Annotated in this window: 22 protein-coding genes; 14 read left to right on the forward strand and 8 right to left on the reverse strand. The window is 60.9% G+C overall.

The features are described from left to right. Positions 1-437: 437 nt before the first annotated feature. Together rhtA and BMY45_RS17845 are read left to right on the forward strand one after the other, a co-directional pair. Complete coding sequence (gene rhtA, locus BMY45_RS17840; protein WP_092399853.1) at positions 438-1325, forward strand: threonine/homoserine exporter RhtA; 888 nt, start codon at positions 438-440, stop codon at positions 1323-1325. A 166-nt stretch (positions 1326-1491) separates the two neighbouring features. Continuing rightward, the gene (locus BMY45_RS17845) at positions 1492-1773 is read left to right on the forward strand and encodes a hypothetical protein (RefSeq protein ID WP_092399855.1); all 282 of its coding nucleotides are present in this window, start codon (positions 1492-1494) and stop codon (positions 1771-1773) included. Positions 1774-1781: 8 nt separating this feature from the next. On the opposite strand, the gene BMY45_RS17850 is transcribed toward BMY45_RS17845, so the two are convergent. After that, positions 1782-2351 (reverse strand): TetR/AcrR family transcriptional regulator, encoded by a 570-nt coding sequence (locus tag BMY45_RS17850; RefSeq protein WP_092399857.1) that lies wholly within the window; start codon positions 2349-2351, stop codon positions 1782-1784. 90 nt (positions 2352-2441) lie between these two features. On the opposite strand from BMY45_RS17850, the gene BMY45_RS17855 reads away from it, so the two are divergent. Together BMY45_RS17855 and BMY45_RS17860 are read left to right on the forward strand one after the other, a co-directional pair. Continuing rightward, the gene (locus tag BMY45_RS17855) at positions 2442-3170 is read left to right on the forward strand and encodes an SDR family oxidoreductase (RefSeq protein ID WP_092399859.1); all 729 of its coding nucleotides are present in this window, start codon (positions 2442-2444) and stop codon (positions 3168-3170) included. Positions 3171-3201: 31 nt separating this feature from the next. Then, positions 3202-3792 (forward strand): 2-hydroxychromene-2-carboxylate isomerase, encoded by a 591-nt coding sequence (locus tag BMY45_RS17860; protein WP_092399861.1) that lies wholly within the window; start codon positions 3202-3204, stop codon positions 3790-3792. A gap of 9 nt (positions 3793-3801) precedes the next feature. On the opposite strand, the gene BMY45_RS17865 is transcribed toward BMY45_RS17860, so the two are convergent. The 4 genes from BMY45_RS17865 to BMY45_RS17880 form a co-directional block, all read right to left on the reverse strand. Then, complete coding sequence (locus BMY45_RS17865) at positions 3802-5610, reverse strand: aminopeptidase P family protein (protein WP_092399863.1); 1809 nt, start codon at positions 5608-5610, stop codon at positions 3802-3804. Between the two features lie 108 nt (positions 5611-5718). Then, complete coding sequence (locus BMY45_RS17870; protein WP_047228293.1) at positions 5719-6333, reverse strand: LysE family translocator; 615 nt, start codon at positions 6331-6333, stop codon at positions 5719-5721. 102 nt (positions 6334-6435) lie between these two features. Beyond that, positions 6436-6702 carry a hypothetical protein gene (locus BMY45_RS17875; RefSeq protein ID WP_092399865.1) on the reverse strand — a complete coding sequence of 89 codons (267 nt, stop codon included), beginning with the start codon at positions 6700-6702 and terminating at the stop codon, positions 6436-6438. A 116-nt stretch (positions 6703-6818) separates the two neighbouring features. After that, complete coding sequence (locus BMY45_RS17880) at positions 6819-7184, reverse strand: antibiotic biosynthesis monooxygenase (protein WP_092399867.1); 366 nt, start codon at positions 7182-7184, stop codon at positions 6819-6821. A 96-nt stretch (positions 7185-7280) separates the two neighbouring features. Between BMY45_RS17880 and soxR the strand changes: the two genes are divergently transcribed. The 10 genes from soxR (at position 7281) to BMY45_RS17930 (ending at position 14739) form a co-directional block, all read left to right on the forward strand. Continuing rightward, positions 7281-7733, forward strand: a complete 453-nt coding sequence (gene soxR / locus BMY45_RS17885) for a redox-sensitive transcriptional activator SoxR (protein ID WP_092399869.1) — start codon at positions 7281-7283, stop codon at positions 7731-7733. A gap of 105 nt (positions 7734-7838) precedes the next feature. Further along, entirely contained in the window at positions 7839-8300 is a 462-nt protein-coding gene (locus tag BMY45_RS17890; protein WP_092399871.1) for a VOC family protein, read from the forward strand. Positions 8301-8577: 277 nt separating this feature from the next. After that, complete coding sequence (locus BMY45_RS17895) at positions 8578-9792, forward strand: PepSY-associated TM helix domain-containing protein (RefSeq protein ID WP_092399873.1); 1215 nt, start codon at positions 8578-8580, stop codon at positions 9790-9792. After that, the gene (locus tag BMY45_RS17900; protein WP_092399875.1) at positions 9789-10331 is read left to right on the forward strand and encodes a thiamine pyrophosphate-binding protein; all 543 of its coding nucleotides are present in this window, start codon (positions 9789-9791) and stop codon (positions 10329-10331) included. Before BMY45_RS17895 ends, BMY45_RS17900 begins: the two co-directional genes overlap by 4 nt. Beyond that, positions 10328-10654: a hypothetical protein gene (locus BMY45_RS17905; protein WP_092399877.1), complete on the forward strand. Its 327-nt coding sequence runs from the start codon at positions 10328-10330 to the stop codon at positions 10652-10654. The genes BMY45_RS17900 and BMY45_RS17905 overlap by 4 nt, the downstream gene beginning before the upstream one ends. Beyond that, positions 10651-11226, forward strand: coding sequence for a DUF6162 family protein (locus BMY45_RS17910; RefSeq protein WP_092399879.1), 576 nt, complete (start codon positions 10651-10653; stop codon positions 11224-11226). Before BMY45_RS17905 ends, BMY45_RS17910 begins: the two co-directional genes overlap by 4 nt. A gap of 35 nt (positions 11227-11261) precedes the next feature. Continuing rightward, positions 11262-12191: a metal ABC transporter substrate-binding protein gene (locus tag BMY45_RS17915; RefSeq protein WP_092399881.1), complete on the forward strand. Its 930-nt coding sequence runs from the start codon at positions 11262-11264 to the stop codon at positions 12189-12191. Next, entirely contained in the window at positions 12188-12940 is a 753-nt protein-coding gene (locus BMY45_RS17920) for a metal ABC transporter ATP-binding protein (protein WP_092399883.1), read from the forward strand. Before BMY45_RS17915 ends, BMY45_RS17920 begins: the two co-directional genes overlap by 4 nt. Next, the gene (locus tag BMY45_RS17925) at positions 12940-13839 is read left to right on the forward strand and encodes a metal ABC transporter permease (RefSeq protein WP_047228283.1); all 900 of its coding nucleotides are present in this window, start codon (positions 12940-12942) and stop codon (positions 13837-13839) included. The genes BMY45_RS17920 and BMY45_RS17925 overlap by 1 nt, the downstream gene beginning before the upstream one ends. Next, positions 13840-14739: a metal ABC transporter solute-binding protein, Zn/Mn family gene (locus BMY45_RS17930; RefSeq protein WP_092399885.1), complete on the forward strand. Its 900-nt coding sequence runs from the start codon at positions 13840-13842 to the stop codon at positions 14737-14739. 250 nt (positions 14740-14989) lie between these two features. Here the strand turns inward: BMY45_RS17930 and prpF are convergent, their stop codons facing one another. The 3 genes from prpF to prpC form a co-directional block, all read right to left on the reverse strand. Next, positions 14990-16183 carry a 2-methylaconitate cis-trans isomerase PrpF gene (gene prpF / locus BMY45_RS17935; protein WP_092399887.1) on the reverse strand — a complete coding sequence of 398 codons (1194 nt, stop codon included), beginning with the start codon at positions 16181-16183 and terminating at the stop codon, positions 14990-14992. Between the two features lie 45 nt (positions 16184-16228). Beyond that, on the reverse strand, positions 16229-18820 hold the full coding sequence (gene acnD / locus BMY45_RS17940; RefSeq protein WP_092399889.1) for a Fe/S-dependent 2-methylisocitrate dehydratase AcnD: 2592 nt from the start codon (positions 18818-18820) through the stop codon (positions 16229-16231). 200 nt (positions 18821-19020) lie between these two features. Continuing rightward, complete coding sequence (gene prpC / locus BMY45_RS17950; RefSeq protein WP_092399893.1) at positions 19021-20148, reverse strand: bifunctional 2-methylcitrate synthase/citrate synthase; 1128 nt, start codon at positions 20146-20148, stop codon at positions 19021-19023. Positions 20149-20152: the final 4 nt, after the last annotated feature.

The following is a 20152-nucleotide window of genomic DNA, read 5'->3' on the forward strand; positions in this document are numbered from 1 at the left end:
AAAGTTTCGCTTAAGAAACATCAACAACTTCAACCACTTGCGCTTCCGATCTCTCGTTAGCGGGAGGCGAATTCTACAGCGTTACTCGCTGCTGTCAACACCTCTTTTTGACCGCTTTCGATCGAGAAGATCGAATCGTTAACGGAGCCAGGAAAACCGCCCCACCAACTGCTTCCCGAGCTTCGATGACCTGAAGCCCAACACTTTCGAAACCTACTTAACTCATTGAAACTCAAGGAGTTTTCCGTTTCGACTGCGCCGGAAGTGGGGCGAATTATAGACGTCCAGAATTTGCCGTCAACCCTTAATTTCGTTTTTCTACCCAGCCAGACACACCTCGCTGAAATCCGCCTTATATATAGACGGAATCGCTGCGATTGCGCAGTATATTGCGCAAACCAGCCTTCCCCCGCTTTTATCTTGGACGACGCTTAGTAATGACTCTCCCACATCGCAGCCTGGCAACCACCCTTTACCCGGTCGCCCTTCTATTGATTGCCATGGCATCCATCCAGTCGGGAGCTTCACTTGCCAAAAGCATGTTCCCGATTGTGGGCGCACAAGGCACCACGACGCTGCGACTCATCTTTGCCAGCCTCATCATGCTGCTGTTGCTGCGGCCATGGCGCGCCAAACTCTCAGCTCAATCCCTGCGCACCGTGATCGTCTACGGGATGGCGTTGGGCGGCATGAACTTTCTTTTCTATATGTCGCTGCAAACGGTTCCGCTAGGAATTGCCGTGGCACTGGAATTCACCGGCCCTCTGGCGGTTGCCATTTACGCTTCGCGTCGGGCCATCGATTTTCTCTGGATTGCCCTGGCGATCACCGGCCTGCTTCTATTGATACCCACTGGAGCCACCAGCAGCGGTATTGACTTGGTCGGCGCTGGTTATGCCCTGGGTGCAGGATTCTGCTGGGCGCTGTACATCCTATTTGGCCAGAAGGCCGGCGCGGACAACGGCGTGCAAACCGCCGCACTGGGGGTAATGATCGCGGCCCTCTTCGTCGCGCCTATCGGTATCGTCCACGCAGGGGCCGCATTACTGACGCCGAGCCTGATTCCGATTGCCATTGGCGTCGCCATTCTGTCCACTGCCCTGCCCTACACGCTGGAGATGATCTCCCTCACACGAATGCCAGCCCGTACTTTCGGCACACTCATGAGCATAGAACCTGCCTTCGGTGCGCTGTCAGGACTGGTGTTTCTCCAGGAGTACTTATCCCTGGCTCAGTGGGCCGCCATTGGCTGCATCATCCTGGCGTCAGTCGGCGCAACGCTGACAATGGGTAGCGCCGCGAAGCCCGCCATCGCGGTTGATTGAGGCAGGATTTAACGAAGCTCTGGTATTTACCGCACATTTAGGCCATGTTTAGCCCGTAACCTAATGTCAGACATGGAATTTTCATACAGGACGTCACGAACGCTTAAAACAAAAGCGAACACAATCGCACGCAGACATAAGATCCGCGGCGGTGATAAGGACGGGAATGAAACGAATTTTGATATTGATCGTTGTGCTTGCAATTGCGGGCTGCGCAGCGACCACCAGAACTGAAGTCAAACGCGGTAAAAAGGGTTTGCACATCAACTGCTCCGGCCTGTCCTCGTCCTGGGAACAATGCGCCGCCAGCGCCGCCCATTCATGCGCCCCCAAAGGTTACAGGGTGATCGCAAAGTCGGGCGACGCCGTCGAGGAGCCGGGGGATTATCCTTTCGGACTCAACCCCGCCGGCTATACCAGCCGCAGCATGATCGTCATCTGTAAATAGCCGGCGGGTCAGTCGGGCCGCCGTTCGGCCATTCGACGACTGATCTCATCATGGCTGGACCTGAGGACATCACGCTGGACCTCTGGCGTGGCCAGCATGCGCGCGACCACCAACGCGCCCACGCATTGCGACAGAATGGCCCAGGCCAGGCTTTCGCTTCCCAGTATCCGCGCCCAGCTTTCATGCAAACGACAGATCCATGTTTGCGCCGCCTCCCTCACCTGCACATCCGATCGTGCGATCTCGGCCCCCAGCACCGGCAGCGCACAACCTGCCTCGGGCTGTTCGACGTGACTCATGCTCAGGTACTGCTTGAGACATCGCTCCAGTTTCCGTGAGTCCAGAACCTTCTCACCACTCAAGCGCTCCAGGCTTTGAGCCAACTCCCGCTCGACGATCGTTTTGAAAAGCTCATCCTTGGATGAGAAGTGACTGTAGAACGCCCCACCGCTCAAGCCGATCGCCTTCATCAGGCCATCGACACCGACGGTGGAAAACCCCGATTTCTTGGCAGACATGGCACTGCTGGCGAGCAGTTTCTCTCGGGTCTCCAGTTTGTGATTGGCTGAATAACGCATGTATCTGGCCTCTGATTGCCCACCTTGACGCTCGTCGGATCTTAGCATAACGTCCGTTTAGCTAACGATCGTTTACCAATGAGGCTCATCATGAATAACAAGAAGGTCGTACTGGTTGTTGGCGCAGGCGATGCAACCGGAGGCGCAATAGCCAAACGTTTTGCGCAGGAAGGTTTCGTGGCCTGTGTTACCCGCCGCAGCGCTGAAAAACTCGCGCCATTGGTCGATTCAATTCGGGCTCAGGGCGGTGATGCCCATGGTTTTGCCTGTGACGCGCGCAAGGAAGACGAGGTGATCGCGCTGATCGAGCAAATCGAAAGCCAGATCGGTCCGATTGAAGCCTTTGTATTCAACATCGGCGCCAACGTGCCCTGCAGCATCCTTGAAGAGACCGCGCGCAAATATTTCAAGATTTGGGAGATGGCCTGTTTTTCCGGTTTTCTCAATGCCCGGGAAGTAGCCAAACGCATGGCCTCGCGCCAGCGTGGAACGATTCTGTTCACCGGGGCCACGGCGGGACTGCGTGGGGCTTCAGGGTTCGCCGCCTTTGCAGGGGCCAAACATGGCATCCGCGCATTGGCTCAAAGCATGGCCCGTGAACTGGGCCCGATGAATATTCATGTGGCCCATGTGGTGGTGGACGGCGCCATCGACACCGACTTCATCCGCGATAACTTTCCGGAAAAATATGCAACCAAGGATGCGGACGGCATTCTCAATCCCGAACACATCGCCGACAACTATTGGTATCTGCACACCCAACCCCGCGACGCCTGGACCTTCGAGCTGGACCTGCGTCCCTGGAGCGAACGCTGGTAACCCCCCTCACAATAACAAGAGAGCAGATACCATGAGCAAATCCGTGGAGTTTTTCTTCGACCTCGGCAGCCCGACCACCTACCTGGCCTATACCCAACTACCGAGCCTGTGCGCGCAAACCAACAGCCAGTTGATCTACCGTCCGATGCTGCTTGGCGGCGTCTTCAAAGCGACCGGCAATGCGTCACCGGTTACCGTGCCGGCCAAGGGGCCTTATCTATTCAAGGATTTGAATCGCTTCGCCAACCGCTACGGCGTTGACTTCAAGCTCAATCCGTACTTCCCGATCAATACGCTGTTACTGATGCGCGCCGTGACCGGCATGCAACTGCATCATCCCGAACGATTCGAGGCCTTCATCGATTGCCTGTTTCGCGCCCTGTGGGTGGACGGCCGCAATCTCAACGACCCGGCAACAGTCGCGCAGGTTTTGAACCAAAGCAATTTTGATCCCGATCGTGTGCTGGCCCTGACGAGCAACGAGCAGGTCAAGGAAGCACTCAAGATCACCACCGAAGAAGCGATTAAACGGGGCGTGTTCGGCGCCCCGAGCATGTTCGTCGGCGACGAGCTGTTCTTCGGCCAGGACCGACTGGACTTCGTCCGTGAAGCCCTGGGCTGATGCCTTACGTCAGATCGCCAAAGTCCGCGTGTTCAGCCATTGCAGCGCGTCGCCCTCCAGCAACGGACTCAATCGACGCTGAACCTCGGCGTGGTAGGCGTTGAACCAGTCTTTTTCGTCCTGGGTCAGCAAGGATGGCTCCAAGCAGCGCGTGTCGATCGGGCACAGGGTCAGGGTTTCGAACTCGAGGAACTCGCCGAACTCGCTGCTCCCCGCCTCGCGGTTCAACACCAGGTTCTCGATGCGTACCCCCCAACGGCCCGGGCGATAAGTACCCGGTTCGATAGAGGTGATCATGCCCGCCTGCATCGCCGTTTGCGGCGCGGCGGCGGCCTGATAGGCAATCACCTGCGGGCCTTCATGAACGTTGAGAAAGTAACCGACGCCGTGGCCGGTGCCGTGACCGTAATCCACCTGCTCGGCCCAGATCGGCGCGCGGGCGATGGCGTCCAGCAAGGGCGACAGAATGCCCCGTGGGAATTTGGCGCGAGACAAGGCAATCACGCCCTTGAGCACGCGAGTGCAATCACGCTTCTGCTCCACGGTAGGCGTTCCGACCGGCACCATACGGGTGATATCGGTGGTGCCACCCAGGTATTGGCCGCCAGAATCGATCAGCAGCAAGCCATCGCCCTCGATGACCGCGTGGGCTTGCTCCGTGGCGTGGTAATGGGGCATCGCGCCGTTGGCGTTGAACGCGGCGATGGTATTGAAGCTCAGGGAGACAAACTCCGGCCGACGAGTGCGGGCCGCGGTCAGGTGCTCATCGATGGTCAGTTCGGTGATGCGCTCGCGACCCCAGGCGCTTTCCAGCCAGGCAAAGAACTCGCAGAGCGCCGCGCCGTCCTGCTCCATGGCCCGACGAATGTGCTCGGCGTCGGCCAGGCTTTTGCGGGACTTGGCCAGCGACGTGGGATTGAGTCCCTCGACCAGCTTCACGCCACTGTCCAGATTATCCAGCAAACCGACCGTGACGCGCGCCGGATCGATTTGCAGGCTCGCGCCATTGGGCACTTCCCGCAATGCGGCAGCGGCCTCACTGTAATCACGCAAGGTCACGCCGTCCTGTTCAAGAACGGCACGCAGTGGTGCATCGACCTTATCCAGGGCCACGAACAGCGTTGCCTGTTGCTGGCTGATCAAGGCAAAGGAAACGAATACGGGGTTGAACGACACATCCGCGCCGCGCAGGTTGAACAGCCAGGCGATGTCATCCAGCGTGGCGATGAAATGCCAGTCGGCGCTGCGCTCCTTGAGGGTTTCGCGCAGCTTGGCGAGTTTCTCGACCCGGCTGACGGTCGCCTGCGGCGGCAGATGGGCATAAACCGGTTGGTTCGGCAGGCTTGGGCGGTCGCTCCAGGCCTCCTTGAGCAGATCCATGTCGGTGCGCAACCGCGCCCCGCGGGCCTCAAGCTTGTCGCTCAGGGTCCGGGCCGACGCCACAGCCATGACCGCGCCATCAACCGCCACCGTTGCGCCTTCAGGCGTCTGTTCGGCCAGCCAATCCAGCGGGCCAGCCTGACCGGGAATGAGCTTGACCAATTCAATACCGCTGCCTTCAAGCTCCTTGGTGGCCTGCTCCCAATAACGGCTGTCGGCCCAGACGCCCGCGAAGTCCGCCGTGACGATCAGTGTCCCAACCGAGCCATGAAACCCCGACAGCCATTGCCGTCCTTGCCAATAGCCCGGCAGGTATTCCGACAGATGCGGGTCGGCCGATGGCACCAGCAATGCGTGAATGCCTTCGCGATTCATCAATTGGCGGATTCGGGCCAGGCGCTGGGGAACCAGTCCATGGGTCAAAGGCTCGGTACTCATCATTTCTCCTGATCGTAAATAGTGTTGTTCGCTGGCACCAAGGGCTCTGGATATCAACCACAGCGACTGATCAGCGAGCTTAACAGGCATCCGCCCCAAGCTCAGCCCTCAGCCGATGCTTTCGAGCAGCAACGGATACAACGAGGCGACCAACAACAGCGCCATCCCCCAGTTGAACAGGCGCAGCCAACGACGATCACGCAAAAGATTGCGTAACAGGCTGCCGCACACCACCCACAGGCTTACGCTCGGCAGGTTGATCAGGGCAAACACCGCGGCGATAACCACCACATTGAAGAAATAACCTTGAAGCGGCGTGTAGGTGCTGATGGCGCCGATGGCCATGATCCAGGCCTTGGGATTGACCCACTGAAACGCCGCCGCCCCCCAATAGCTGATGGGCGTGCTGTCCCCTGGACGGTTTTCAGAGACCGGCCCGGAGTGGGCGATTTTCCACGCCAGGTACAACAGGTAGGTCGCACCTACGTAGCGCAGTACGGTGTAGAGCAGAGGGTAGGTCTGGAACACCGCGCCCAGGCCAAGGCCCACCGCCAGCACCAAAGAAAAGAAACCGCAGGTGATGCCCAGCATGTGAGGAATCGTGCGGTTGAAACCGAAATTGACGCCCGAGGCCAGCAACATGGTGTTGTTGGGTCCGGGGGTGATCGAAGTCACCAGGGCAAACAGGGCGAAGCCCAGCAACAGGTCTAGCGAAAGAGTCATGGCAGGCGTATCCATTGGGACGGTCAGTCAAGTCATGACCCTACCCCACGTCCTGAGCCAAACCCATGGACAGTTAGGCAAAACTTCGAGCGGTACAGTCTCTCAGCTCGGCCGCCCCGGCAGCTTGATGGCTCGCTCGGCGCTCATTTGCCCCTGGTCGTCGAAACCCACGTTTTTCTGCGAAGGACCGAGCAACTCGGCTTTTTTCGCGTGATATTCCTCGAACGACAGACCCCGGCGATTCAAGGCTTCAAGGGCCAGTTCACGGGTTTCTTCGGCGGTGTAGGGGCGCAACTCCGGCGACGAAGAGGCGCAGCCGCTCAACACAGTGGCCGTTAACAGCAGCAAAACAGCAAAAGTCCGATTCATGGCAAGTATCCAATGTTCTGAAGTGGGGCGATGAACAAAGGCTACCCGCCGGCTCTGCGCGGCAGAAATCACCCCTTTTGATAGTGGGTATCGCTGACGCGGATCGTCCGTTGCACTTAACCGACCAACCGGCAATGCAGCGCGTTGTCGGCACTGCGTTCGATGTTGCGCAACACCTGGAACGAGCCGAATGTCACGGCCTTGGCCCTATGGGCCTGGATCAGCCGCCAGAAATCCTGCTCACCGCGCTCGAAACTCTGAAACGCCGCTTCGCCCGCCTCGCGGTTTTGCCAATGCAAATAGTTGAGAACCCGTCGTCCGTCCTCGCTGACCTGGATACTGGCGCTCAGAAATCCCGTATGCCCCCGGGCCAGGCGCTCGGTCTGTTCTGACAGGGCCGTCACCAGCGCCTGTTGCCATTGAGGTTCGATGTCGAACTCCATCAACTGAGTAAAACTCTGATTGTTCCTTGGTGATTGCATGGAAGGTCCTCGCTGTACGTAGGGCGGATCTTGCGGTCCGATGGCGTGCAGGGTAAAACCTCTAGTTAACTCAAGGTCAAGCAGAGAATGTAGGCGATGACACAGATAAACGCCCACAAAGAACTCACCGTCGGCCAAGTGGCCGCCCGCAGTGGTGTGGCCGTGACTGCCCTGCACTTCTACGAATCCAAGGGGCTGATCAAAAGTAATCGTAACCAGGGCAACCAACGCCGCTATCCACGGGAAGTATTGCGGCGCGTGGCGCTGATCAAGGTCGCCCAAGGCCTGGGCATTCCGTTGGCCGAAATCGGCAACGCCTTGAAAACCTTGCCGGACGACCGCGCCCCAACGGCGAACGACTGGAAGATCCTTTCAGCCCAGTGGAGCCGCGAGCTGGATCAGCGCATCAACCACTTGATGGCGCTGCGCGATCGACTCAACGGCTGCATCGGTTGCGGTTGCCTGTCGATGGAAGGTTGCCCGCTGCGCAATCAGGGCGATGTGTTGGGCAAGCGCGGGCCGGGAGCGCATCTGCTGGACCCGCCGTGAAACGCTCGTCGGGTCATGCGCCGCATCCAAGTCACTGTCCTATAGTGGATGGGCGCAAATCGGCCAAGGCCTCTGCGCCTCCCCATCACAAAAAGGAGAATCGTCATGGGTGTCAAAGCCATTCCTGAAGGTTTCCACAGCATCACGCCCTACCTGGGCATCCAAAAAGCCGCCGAAGCCATCGAGTTCTACAAAAAAGCCTTCAATGCCACCGAGGTCATGCGCCTGGACATGCCGAACGGGGACGTCGGTCATGCCGAGCTGCGGATTGGCGATTGCCCGATCATGCTCGGCACGCCTTGTGACCAAGGGCCACTGCGTAGCCCCGAGCAATCAGTACCGGTAGGTCTGCATCTCTATGTCGAAGATGTGGACAATGCGTTCGCCCAAGCGATTGCCGCTGGTGGCACGGTGATTTCCGAGGTCAAGGATCAATTCTATGGTGATCGCAGCGGCACCTTGAAAGACCCTTTTGGGCATGTGTGGTTTCTGGCTACGCACAAGGAGGATCTGACTCAGGAACAGATTGAACAGCGGGCCAGGGAGATGTTTCAACAGCAGGGCTGACGGCTCACCTGCTCTTGTGGCCAGGGGATCTACCCCCCTGGCCAGAGTTTTTTGCGTGTTTCGCCTATTCGGCTGGCTTCAGAATGGGTGGAAATAGCTGCGATCAGTAAACGCGAAACATTTTCTTTCATCTTTCGCTTCGGGATTTCCGTTGCTCGTTCGTCTTAATTAGATGCAGCAGGCCGCGTCGGCAAAAGCCACGGCCGGTTTTTTCAGGGTTCAAGGGATTACGAAGCCCGTAATACCGAGCCTTTCATCGAATCAAGACGTTCAAACCATGTCGAAGAAATCCCGCTCCAAACTCTGGTTCCTGGTTCATAGCTGGCTGGCACTGCCCATCTGGTTTTTCGTCCTCATCGTTTGCGTCACCGGCACGCTGGCGGTGGTCAGCCAGGAAATCGTCTGGCTGGTCAATCCTGAGATGCGCGCCAGCAAACCCTCGGACGACGCAGCGCTGCTGAGCTACGACCAAGTCGTCGCCGCCATCAAGCAAGCCCAGCCGCAAACCCAGGTGCAGAGCATCGTACGCCCGGATGAGTCGCATTTTGCCCTGGAGGTCAGCGTGACCTACCCCGACGGGCGCCCCGACAAGATCTACGTCAACCCATACAGCGGCATCGTCCAGGGTTCGGCGCCGACGTTCAATTTCAGAGGCTTTACCCGTGCCTTGCATGGCTGGTGGCTAGTGCCATTCACCAATGGTTACAGCTGGGGATGGTATCTGGTGTCACTCCTCGGCTTGCCGCTGCTGGCATCCCTGGTGACCGGGCTGGTGGTCTACAAGCGTTTCTGGAAGGGGTTTTTCCGTCCGACCCTGCGGATCCGCCACGGCGCACGCATTTTCTGGGGCGATTTCCACAGGCTCAGCGGCATCTGGTCGATCTGGTTCATCGCGGTCATTTCCATTACCGGCACCTGGTTCCTGATCGAGGCGTTGCTGTCGGACAACCAGATTTCCATTTCCAGCGCACCGGTCATTCCGGTGGTATCACGTGAAAGTGTCCCGCTGTCAGCCGACGGTACCGCGCCACCACAACTGAACCTGGACCGCGCGATTGAAATCGCCCGCCAGCAAATCCCTGGCCTGGAAACGAGTTTTGTCAGCCTCCCCGGCAACGCTTATAGCCATTTGGAAATCGGTGGACGCGGTTGGTATCCGTTGATGTTCCAGACCGCCACCATCAATCCCTATAACGGTGAGATCGCCGCTTCGCGATTGTTGTCGGACCGCACGGCGCTGGAGTTCGTCACCGAATCCATGCGTCCGTTGCACACCGGGGACTTCGGCGGCATCTGGATCAAGCTTATCTGGTTCTTCTTCGGTCTGGTCCTGAGCATGATGGTGCTCAGCGGACTGCTGATCTGGACCAAGCGCACCGCCTTGGCCACCGCAAACGCCTTCAAGCGCAACCAAAAACCCTCACGGGAGGCGCGGACTTCGTCGCTCTTGCAGCCGTCCATTCATCGTGAATCACCGGAGGGCAACCTGTGAGCTCATCCACCACCGCCACGCCCCCGTCACGCCTGAGTCTGTTCTGGCACAAATGGCGATTCCACATCAACGTGCTGTTGTTGCTGATTCCTCTGGGTTTCATGCCCAAGTATTTTTCCGAGGCCGCGTTGTTCCGCGGCGATGCCGGGCTGGGTGAACGGGAAATCGGCGAAGTCCAGGTCGGACCGTGGAGCCTGCGCCTGGCCGAATTTCGCGACGAAGCCCCTCGCCTCAACGGCCCGGTCGGGCACATGAAGCATTTCAACGCCGCGCTGTGCCAAAGCTGCATCAGCCAGGTCAAGGCCACTTATCTACGCATCGGCAAACCTCGCAGCCTGCGGGCCGCCGGGGTGATTTTCTTCGGCTCGCCCTATCGCATGGGCGCCTTGTTGCCGGTGCCGCAAAAGACTCGGCCTGACGCCGAACTGTGGATCACCCTAGAAGGCTGGGACGGTTCGATGCACCAGGCCTCCATTCCCCTGAGCCAGGCCTCCCCGGCCACTGTCGCCTGGCTGAAGTCCCAAGGAAACCGACCATGACCCTGCGCACTTACCTCAACGGCCTGGCGCTGCTGCTCTGCGCAGGTGCCAGCAGCAACGCCCTGGCCCATAACCCGATGTGTGAATGCAAGGCCATCGACGCTGAGCAGATCCAGTGCACCGGCGGTTTTTCCGACGGCAGTGGCGCGCCCGGGGTGACCCTGGATGTGATCGGCTACGACGAAACCATCCTGGTGCCGGGCAAGCTTGGCGCCGATTCGACGCTGACATTCAAGAAGCCCAACGCCGAGTTCTACGTACTCTTCGACGCCGGCCCCGGCCACGTGGTGGAAATCGACCAAGCCGATATCGAGGCCCCATGAGCAATCCCACCACCCAAGTGATCCGCCCCGCCGGCGCCGGCCATGAAACCCTGTATGTGTTGCTGCTGTGTCTGATCATCATTCTGGTGGCCGGGTCGGTAGTGGCCTGGCACGGTGAAACCCAGGACGTCAGCGATGTGCCTGCCCATCAAGTTGACGCCCGCCGCGATCTCAGCGCTGCCGAGCAAGGCATCTATGCCGACCTGCGGGTGACCCTGGATGAGATCCGTCTGCTACGCGAAGACCAACAGTCCCTGCCCACCCCGCAAATCCTGGCCGAAGAGGGCTTTGCCCCGTTCGCTCAGGACGCCAGCTCCGTCAGTCGAGGCGGACATGTCTGGCGGCAGGTTGAGAACCGGGCCTACTTCGGCGCCAGTGCAAATCCATCCGTCGCCGGTTCATTTCTGATGCGCATCGGCGAAGCATCCGACGCCGCCCCGGACATCTGGCTCAATCGCGGCAACAGCGTCGCCGTCTCCAGCGATCTGGACGATAGCGCTTTGTCCGCCGCCGGCTGGAAACAGATCGTCGCGCAGTTCGACGCCGGCGTAACCCGCCAGCACCGGCACTGACCCCACGCCCTCATTCGAGAGAAGACCGTTTGCCCATGTCTATTGCATTTCAACGCCGCCCTTTGCTGGGCCTGCTGCTGATCGGCCTGCTCGCCTGTCTGTTCACCCCACTGGCCAGCGCCGAAGCGGCCAAGCGCCTGCGTATCGGCATCACCCTGCATCCTTATTACAGCTACGTGGCCAACATCGTCGGCGACAAGGCCGAAGTGGTGCCGCTGATCCCGGCCGGCTTCAACCCGCATGCCTATGAGCCTCGTGCCGAGGACATCAAGCGCATCAGTGGTCTCGATGTGATCGTGCTCAACGGCGTGGGCCATGACGACTTCGCCGACCGGATGATCGCCGCCAGCGAAACCCCGAACGTGAAGGTGATCGAAGCCAACGAAAATGTACCGTTGCTCGCCGCCACCGGTATCGCCGCCCGGGGCGCCGGCAAGGTCGTGAACCCGCATACCTTCCTGTCCATCAGCGCCTCCATTGCCCAGGTCAATAACATCGCCCGGGAACTGGGCAAGCTTGATCCGGACAACGCCCGCGCCTACACCCAGAACGCCCGCGCCTATGGCAAGCGCCTGCGGCAAATGCGGGCCGCGGCCCTGGCAAAGCTGACCCAGGCCCCCAATGCCGAGTTGCGGGTCGCCACGGTCCACGCCGCCTACGATTACCTGCTGCGCGAGTTCGGCCTGGAGGTCACCGCCGTGGTCGAGCCGGCCCATGGTATCGAGCCAAGCCCGAGCCAGCTGAAAAAAACCATCGACCAACTGCGTGAGCTGGACGTGAAAGTGATCTTCTCGGAGATGGACTTTCCGTCCACCTACGTCGACACCATCCAGCGGGAGTCGGGGGTAAAACTGTACCCGCTCTCGCACATTTCCTACGGCGACTACAGCGCCGAGAAGTATGAAAAGGAAATGACCGGCAACCTCGACACCGTGGTCCGGGCCATTCAGGAGTCCGGCGCATGACTGTCCAGGAAACGCTCACCTTGCAACACGTCGGTCCCTTGATCGAGTTCAACGATGTCAGCCTGAACCTGGGCCGCACCACGATTCTCGACGCGGTGGCCTTCCAGGTGCAGCCCGGTAGCATTCATGCGCTGGTGGGTCCGAACGGTGGAGGCAAAAGTTCGCTGATCAAGACCTTGCTGGGGCAGATGCCCCACCAGGGACGTTTGAGCCTGCAATGGCCGGGTGAGCCCGGCGTCATCGGGTATGTGCCCCAGGCCTTGGAATTCGACCGCGGCCTGCCTATGACCGTGGATGATTTCATGGCAGCGATGTGCCAACGCCGACCGGCTTTTCTTGGTCTGAGCAAGCACTACGTCGGCGCCATCGGCCAGGCCCTGGAACGGGTCGGCATGCAGGACAAGCGCAAGCGGCGCATGGGCGCACTGTCCGGCGGTGAACGCCAGCGGGTGTTGCTGGCCCAGGGGCTGATTCCTGCACCGCAACTGCTGGTGCTGGATGAACCGATGTCTGCGCTGGACGAGGCCGGTATCCAGGTGTTTGAACAACTGCTGCGAGACTGGCGCCAGGCCGGCATCACGGTGCTGTGGATCGAACACGACCTGGAAGCCGTCGGGCGCCTGGCTGACCGCGTCACCGGGCTGAACCGCCGCGTGCTGTTCGATGGCCCGCCGCGCCAGACCCTGACGCCGGAGCGTCTGCTGACGCTGTTCTCCACTCATCCACGCACAAACGGGAGCGCCGCCTGATGAGTTACGAAGCCTTTCGTTTGATGGTCCAGGGTTGGGCCTCGTCCGGTTATCTGCCCGAGGCGCTGGCCTACGGTTTTGTGGTCAATGCGTTGCTCGCCGGGCTGTTGATCGGTCCAGTCCTGGGGGGCCTCGGCACCCTGGTGGTGGTCAAGCGCTTTGCGTTTTTCTCCGAAGCGGTGGGCCACGCGGCGCTGACCGGGGTGGCGGTGGGCATCCTGCTCGGCGAACCCTACACCGGGCCTTACGGCAGCCTGTTCGGCTATTGCCTGCTGTTCGGCATCCTGCTCAATTACCTGCGCAACCGCACCGGCCTGGCACCGGACACGCTGATCGGCGTGTTCCTCTCGGTGTCCCTGGCCCTGGGCGCCAGCCTGCTGCTGATCCTGGCGGGCAAGATCAACGTACACATCCTGGAGAACGTGCTGTTCGGCTCGGTACTGACGGTCAATGGCAATGACCTGCTGGTGCTGGCGGTGGTTGGCTCACTGGTGATGGCGCTGGCGTTGCCGCTGTACAACCGCATCATGCTCGCCAGTTTCAACCCGCAACTGGCAGCGGTGCGCGGGGTGGCGGTCAAGACCCTGGATTACCTGTTCGTGGTGTTGGTGACGCTGATTACCGTGGCGGCGGTAAAAGTCATCGGCGCGATTCTGGTGGGAGCCTTGCTGGTGATTCCGGCAGCGGCGGCACGCCTGCTCAGCCAGTCGTTGAAGGGGTTTTTCTGGTGCTCCGTACTGATCGCAACCGTCAGCACCCTGTGCGGGATTCTCGCGCCGATTGTCTTCGACCTGCCGATCCCATCCGGAGCCGCGATCATTCTGGTGGCCGGCATCGCATTCGCCCTGGCCGCCATTGCCCGGGGTGTTGTCCCCAGCCTCAAAGGGAATCTTGGATAAATGTTTTTTTCATTGCGACAACTGGCATTGGCCGTGGCCCTGTGCGGTCTGGTAAGCAGCCCTTCTTTCGCCGCCGAAGGCACTCCGGTGCGCCTGCTGGCTTCGTTGCCGGTCACCTATGGGCTGGGCGAGGCGTTGCTCAAGGGCACCGATGTCAGCCTGGAGCGCGCCGCACCGGCCAATCTTCCCGGTACGCGCCAGAATGCCTACTTCAGCGGCCGTGGCGCGCCGGCACTGAGTAAACTGGCCCGCGATGCCGACGCCGTGATCGGTCTGCGCTCGTTGTGGCCGGATGATCCGCTGTACCCCATGGCCCGACGCAGCAACATCCGCATCGTCGAAGTCGATGCCGCCCGCCCGGTGGACGGCGCCCTGCCGGGCATTGCCGTGCAATCGGGATCGGCCGATGGCCTGGCGAGCCAACCGTGGATGGCCAGCCATAACCTGGGACGGATGGCCGATGTCATCGCCGCCGACCTGGTGCGTCTGGCTCCGACGGCCAAACCGAAGATCGACGCCAACCTGGCGGCGCTCAAGCAACGCCTGCTCAAGCTCAGTGCCGACAGTGAAAAGCGTCTGGCCAGTGCCGACAACCTGAGCGTGGTCAGCCTGAGCGAGCATTTCGGCTACTTGATCAGTGGCTTGAATCTGGACGGGATCAATACCGATGCCCGGCCTGACGCCGACTGGACACCTGAAGCCCTCAAACAGTTGACCGCGATGCTGAAAGACAACGACGTGGCCTTGGTGCTGCATCATCGCCAACCGTCGGAGGCGCTGAAAACCGCCATTACCGAGGGGGGCAGCCAAATGCTGGTGCTCAGCACCGACGCCGACGACCCCGTGGCGGAGCTGGAGAGCAATGTGGGACTGGTGGTCGCGGCGCTGGCGGGTAGTTAATCGTAGCAATGCGGTCAATTGTGGGAGCGGGCTTGCTCGCGATGGCGGTGGAACAGGCGACATCAATGCTGACTGTGCCGGCCTCATCGCGAGCAGGCTCGCTCCCACAAGGGATTTGCAGCGGACCCAGAATTCAAATCCATCACAGATTTGTGGGAGCCGAGCTTGCTCGCGATTGCGGTGGATCAGCTGTATCAATGTTGAATGTCTGACCGCTTTCGCGAGCAAGCCCGCTCCCACAGGTTTTATGTCAGCTCAGGACATCCCCGGGTACCCGTACAAAGCCTTCCATCAAGACCCGCGCGCTGCGGCTCATGATGGCTTTTTTCACGGTCCATTCGCCATTGACCTGGCTGGCCTCGGCGCCGACGCGCAAGGTGCCGGAGGGATGGCCGAAGCGCACAGCGTTGCGGTCGATGCCGCCGGCCGCCAGGTTCACCAGCGTGCCGCTGATCGCCGCCGCCGTGCCGATGGCGACCGCCGCGGTGCCCATCATCGCGTGGTGCAGTTTGCCCATGGACAGTGCTCGCACCAGCAAGTCGACGTCCCGCGCCTTCACCGCCTTGCCGCTGGACGAGATGTAGTCCGCCGGCGGTGCGACAAACGCCACTTTGGGTGTGTGCTGGCGCTGGGCGGCTTCGTCCAGGTGCTGAATCAGGCCCATGCGCAAGGCGCCGTGGGCGCGGATGGTTTCGAACATCGCCAGGGCCTTCGGATCGCCATTGATCGCGCCCTGCAGTTCAGTGCCGGTGTAACCGACGTCCCGGGCATTGATGAAGATCGTCGGGATGCCGGCGTTGATCAGGGTCGCCTTGAAGGTACCAACACCAGGCACCTCAAGGTCGTCCACCAGGTTGCCGGTGGGGAACATCGAGCCACCACCGCCCTCTTCCTCGGCCGCCGGGTCCATGAATTCCAGTTGCACTTCAGCCGCCGGAAAGGTCACACCGTCGAGCTCGAAGTCACCGGTTTCCTGCACCGCACCGTCGGTGATCGGCACATGGGCGATGATGGTCTTGCCGATGTTGGCCTGCCAGATCCGCACCACCGCCACGCCGTTTTGCGGGATACGGCCGGCTTCCACCAGACCGCTGCTGATGGCAAACGAACCGACCGCCGCCGACAGGTTGCCGCAATTGCCGCTCCAGTCCACGAATGGCTTGTCGATGGACACCTGACCGAACAGGTAATCGACGTCGTGGTCCGCCCGAGTGCTCTTGGACAGGATCACGGTCTTGCTGGTGCTGGACGTCGCACCGCCCATACCGTCGATCTGCTTCTCGTACGGATCGGGACTGCCGATCACCCGCAGCAACAGCGCATCCCGGGCCGGGCCGGGGACGCGGGCCGCTTGCGGCAGGTCTTGCAGACTGAAAAACACGCCTTTGCTGGTGCCGCCACGCATATAAGTGGCCGGGATTCTGATTTGCGGTGCGTGAGCCATGATGCTCCTTAAGCGGACACCCGTTGGTGTGCGCAGCAGTGATTTTTAAACGGCAACCGCCGATTCGAGGAAATCCTGGGCGAAGCGTTGCAATACGCCGCCGGCTTCGTAGATCGACACTTCCTCAGCGGTATCGAGACGGCAGGTCACCGGGACCTCAACGCGCTCGCCGTTCTTGCGGGTGATGACCAGGGTCAGCGTCGCACGCGGGGTGCGCTCGCCGATCACGTCATAGACCTCGCTGCCGTCGATGCCCAGGGTCTTGCGATCGGTGCCCGGCTGGAACTCCAGCGGCAACACCCCCATCCCCACCAGATTGGTGCGATGGATACGTTCGAAACCTTCCGCGGCAATCGCCTCGACACCGGCCAGACGCACGCCCTTGGCCGCCCAGTCCCGGGACGAACCCTGGCCATAGTCGGCACCGGCGATGATAATCAGCGGCTGCTTGCGCTCCATGTAGGTTTCGATGGCTTCCCACATGCGCATGATCTTACCTTCCGGCTCGACCCGGGCCAGGGAGCCCTGCTTGACCTTGCCGTTTTCCTGGACCATCTCATTGAACAGTTTCGGGTTGGCGAAGGTCGCGCGCTGGGCGGTCAGGTGGTCGCCACGGTGGGTTGCGTAGGAGTTGAAGTCCTCCTCCGGCAGGCCCATTTTCGCCAGGTATTCGCCGGCGGCGCTGTCGAGCATGATGGCGTTGGACGGCGACAGGTGATCGGTGGTGATGTTGTCCGGCAGCACCGCCAGCGGGCGCATGCCCTTGAGTGGCCGCGCGCCGGCCAACGCACCTTCCCAATACGGCGGACGACGGATGTAGGTGCTTTGTGGGCGCCAGTCGTACAGCGGCGTCACTTTCGGACCGGTGTCTTCCTGGATGGCGAACATCGGGATGTACACCTGGCGGAACTGCTCCGGCTTCACCGAGGCCTTGACCACCGCATCGATTTCTTCGTCGCTCGGCCAGATGTCCTTGAGGCGAATCTCGCGACCGTCCACCACGCCCAGCACATCCTTCTCGATGTCGAAGCGGATGGTCCCGGCGATGGCATACGCGACCACCAGCGGCGGCGAGGCAAGGAACGCCTGCTTGGCGTACGGATGGATACGCCCGTCGAAGTTGCGGTTGCCCGACAGCACAGCGGTGGCGTACAGGTCGCGATCGATGATTTCCTGCTGGATCACCGGGTCCAGCGCACCGGACATGCCGTTGCAGGTGGTGCAGGCGAAGGCCACCACGCCGAAACCCAGCTTCTCAAGTTCGGAGGTCAGGCCGGCTTCATCCAGGTACAGCGCCACGGTTTTCGAACCGGGCGCCAGGGACGACTTGACCCACGGCTTGCGGGCCAGGCCCAGGCGATTGGCATTGCGCGCCAGCAGGCCGGCAGCGATCACGTTGCGCGGGTTGCTGGTGTTGGTGCAACTGGTGATGGCGGCGATGATCACGGCGCCGTCGGGCATTTGCCCGGGCACATCGTCCCACTGACCGGAGATACCTTTGGCGGCCAGATCCGAAACCGCGACACGGGCGTGGGGGTTGCTGGGACCCGCCATGTTGCGCACCACCGACGACAGATCGAACGTCAGGCCACGCTCGTATTGCGCGCCCTTGAGCGTGTCGGCCCACAGGCCAGTCTGTTTGGCGTAGGTCTCGACCAGTTGCACCTGCGCGTCTTCGCGACCCGTGAGTTTCAGGTAGTCGATAGTCTGTTGGTCAATGTAGAACATCGCCGCCGTGGCACCGTATTCCGGGGCCATGTTGGAGATGGTCGCACGGTCACCCAACGTCAGGGCACTGGCGCCTTCGCCAAAAAACTCCAGCCAGGCACCGACGACTTTTTGCTTGCGCAAAAATTCGGTCAGCGCCAGCACCATGTCGGTGGCGGTGATGCCCGGTTGCAGCTTGCCGGTCAGCTCAACGCCAATGATTTCCGGCAGGCGCATCCACGAGGCGCGACCGAGCATGACGCTTTCAGCTTCCAGGCCGCCGACGCCGATGGCGATCACGCCCAAGGCATCGACGTGAGGGGTGTGGCTGTCAGTGCCCACGCAGGTATCGGGGAACGCCACGCCGTCACGCTGCTGAATCACCGGCGACATTTTTTCCAGGTTGATCTGGTGCATGATCCCGTTACCCGGCGGAATCACGTCGACGTTCTTGAAGGCTTTCTTGGTCCAGTTGATGAAGTGAAAGCGGTCTTCGTTGCGCCGATCTTCGATGGCGCGGTTCTTGGCGAACGCCTGGGGATCGGCCCCACCGCTTTCCACCGCCAGGGAGTGGTCGACGATCAGTTGGGTCGGCACCACCGGATTGACCTGCGCCGGATCGCCACCCTGCAGGGCAATGGCGTCGCGCAGGCCGGCCAGGTCCACCAGGGCGGTCTGGCCGAGGATGTCATGGCACACCACCCGGGCCGGAAACCACGGGAAATCCAGATCGCGCTTGCGCTCGATCAGTTGCGTCAGCGATTCGCCCAGCGTGGCCGGGTCGCAGCGACGCACCAGGTTTTCCGCCAGCACGCGGGAGGTGTATGGCAGGCCATCGTAAGCGCCCGGCCGGATGGCATCCACGGCCTCACGAACGTCGAAATAGTCCAGCGAAGTGCCGGGCAGCGGTTTGCGAAATTCTGTGTTCATCGTCAGCACTCGGGTCACGGTGGTTTCAGAAGGGGCTGGCGCAGCCGCTGAAGTGAACTCGATCAACTGTGGGAGCGGGCTTGCTCGCGAAGGCGGTGCATCAGTCGACATCGATGTTGAATGTCAGTCCGTCTTCGCGAGCAAGCCCGCTCCCACATGGAGGGTCGGTTCCTTCAGTTGCAGCGTCAGCGCCCTCCAGTTCAGCGTTGTTCGATTGGCACGAACTTGCGCTGTTCGACGCCGGTGTATTCGGCGCTCGGTCGGATGATGCGGTTGTTAGCACGTTGTTCGTAGACGTGGGCGGCCCAGCCGGTCAGGCGCGAACAAACGAAGATCGGCGTGAACAGCTTGGTCGGGATGCCCATGAAGTGGTACGCCGAGGCATGGTAGAAATCGGCGTTGGGAAACAGTTTCTTCTGCTCCCACATGGTCTTGTCGATGGCCTCGGAAACCGGGAACAGCACTGTGTCACCCACCTCGTCGGCAAGTTTTTTCGACCAGCCCTTGATCACCTCGTTGCGCGGGTCGTTGTCCTTATAGATCGCGTGGCCGAAGCCCATGATCTTGTCCTTGCGCTCGAGCATTCCCAGGGTGCCCTTGATCGCCTCGTCCGGCGACTTGAAGCGCTCGATCATCTCCATCGCCGCTTCGTTGGCCCCACCATGCAACGGGCCACGTAGCGAACCGATGGCAGCCGTGATGCAGGAAAACAGGTCAGACAGGGTCGAGGCACACACCCGCGCGGTGAAGGTTGAGGCGTTGAACTCGTGCTCGGCATACAGAATCAGCGAGACGTTCATCACCTTGACGTGCAGCTCGCTGGGCTTCTTGCCATGCAGCAGGTGCAGGAAATGGCCGCCGATGGAGGTTTCATCGGTCACACACTCGATGCGCAGGCCTTCGTGGCTGAAGCGATACCAGTAACACATGATCGCCGGGAACGCGGCCAACAGGCGGTCGGTCTTGTCGTGCTGCTCGGAGAAATTCTGCTCCGGTTCCAGGTTGCCCAGGAACGAGCAGCCGGTGCGCATCACATCCATCGGGTGGGCGCCGGCCGGAATGCGCTCCAGCACCTCTTTCAAGGCCTGGGGAAGGTCCCGCAATTGGCTCAGTTTGCGGGTGTAGGCGTCCAGTTGCGCCTGGGTCGGCAACTCGCCGTACAGCAGCAGGTAAGCCACTTCTTCAAATTGCGCGTCAGCCGCCAACTCGCGAACGTCGTAGCCGCGATAGGTCAGGCCGGCACCCGACTGGCCTACGGTGGACAGTGCGGTTTGCCCGGCTACCTGGCCACGGAGCCCGGCGCCACTGAGTACTTTTGCTTCGGCCATTTGC

The organism is Pseudomonas sp. NFACC39-1 (genome assembly GCF_900110355.1).
Lineage (GTDB): Bacteria > Pseudomonadota > Gammaproteobacteria > Pseudomonadales > Pseudomonadaceae > Aquipseudomonas > Aquipseudomonas tehranensis.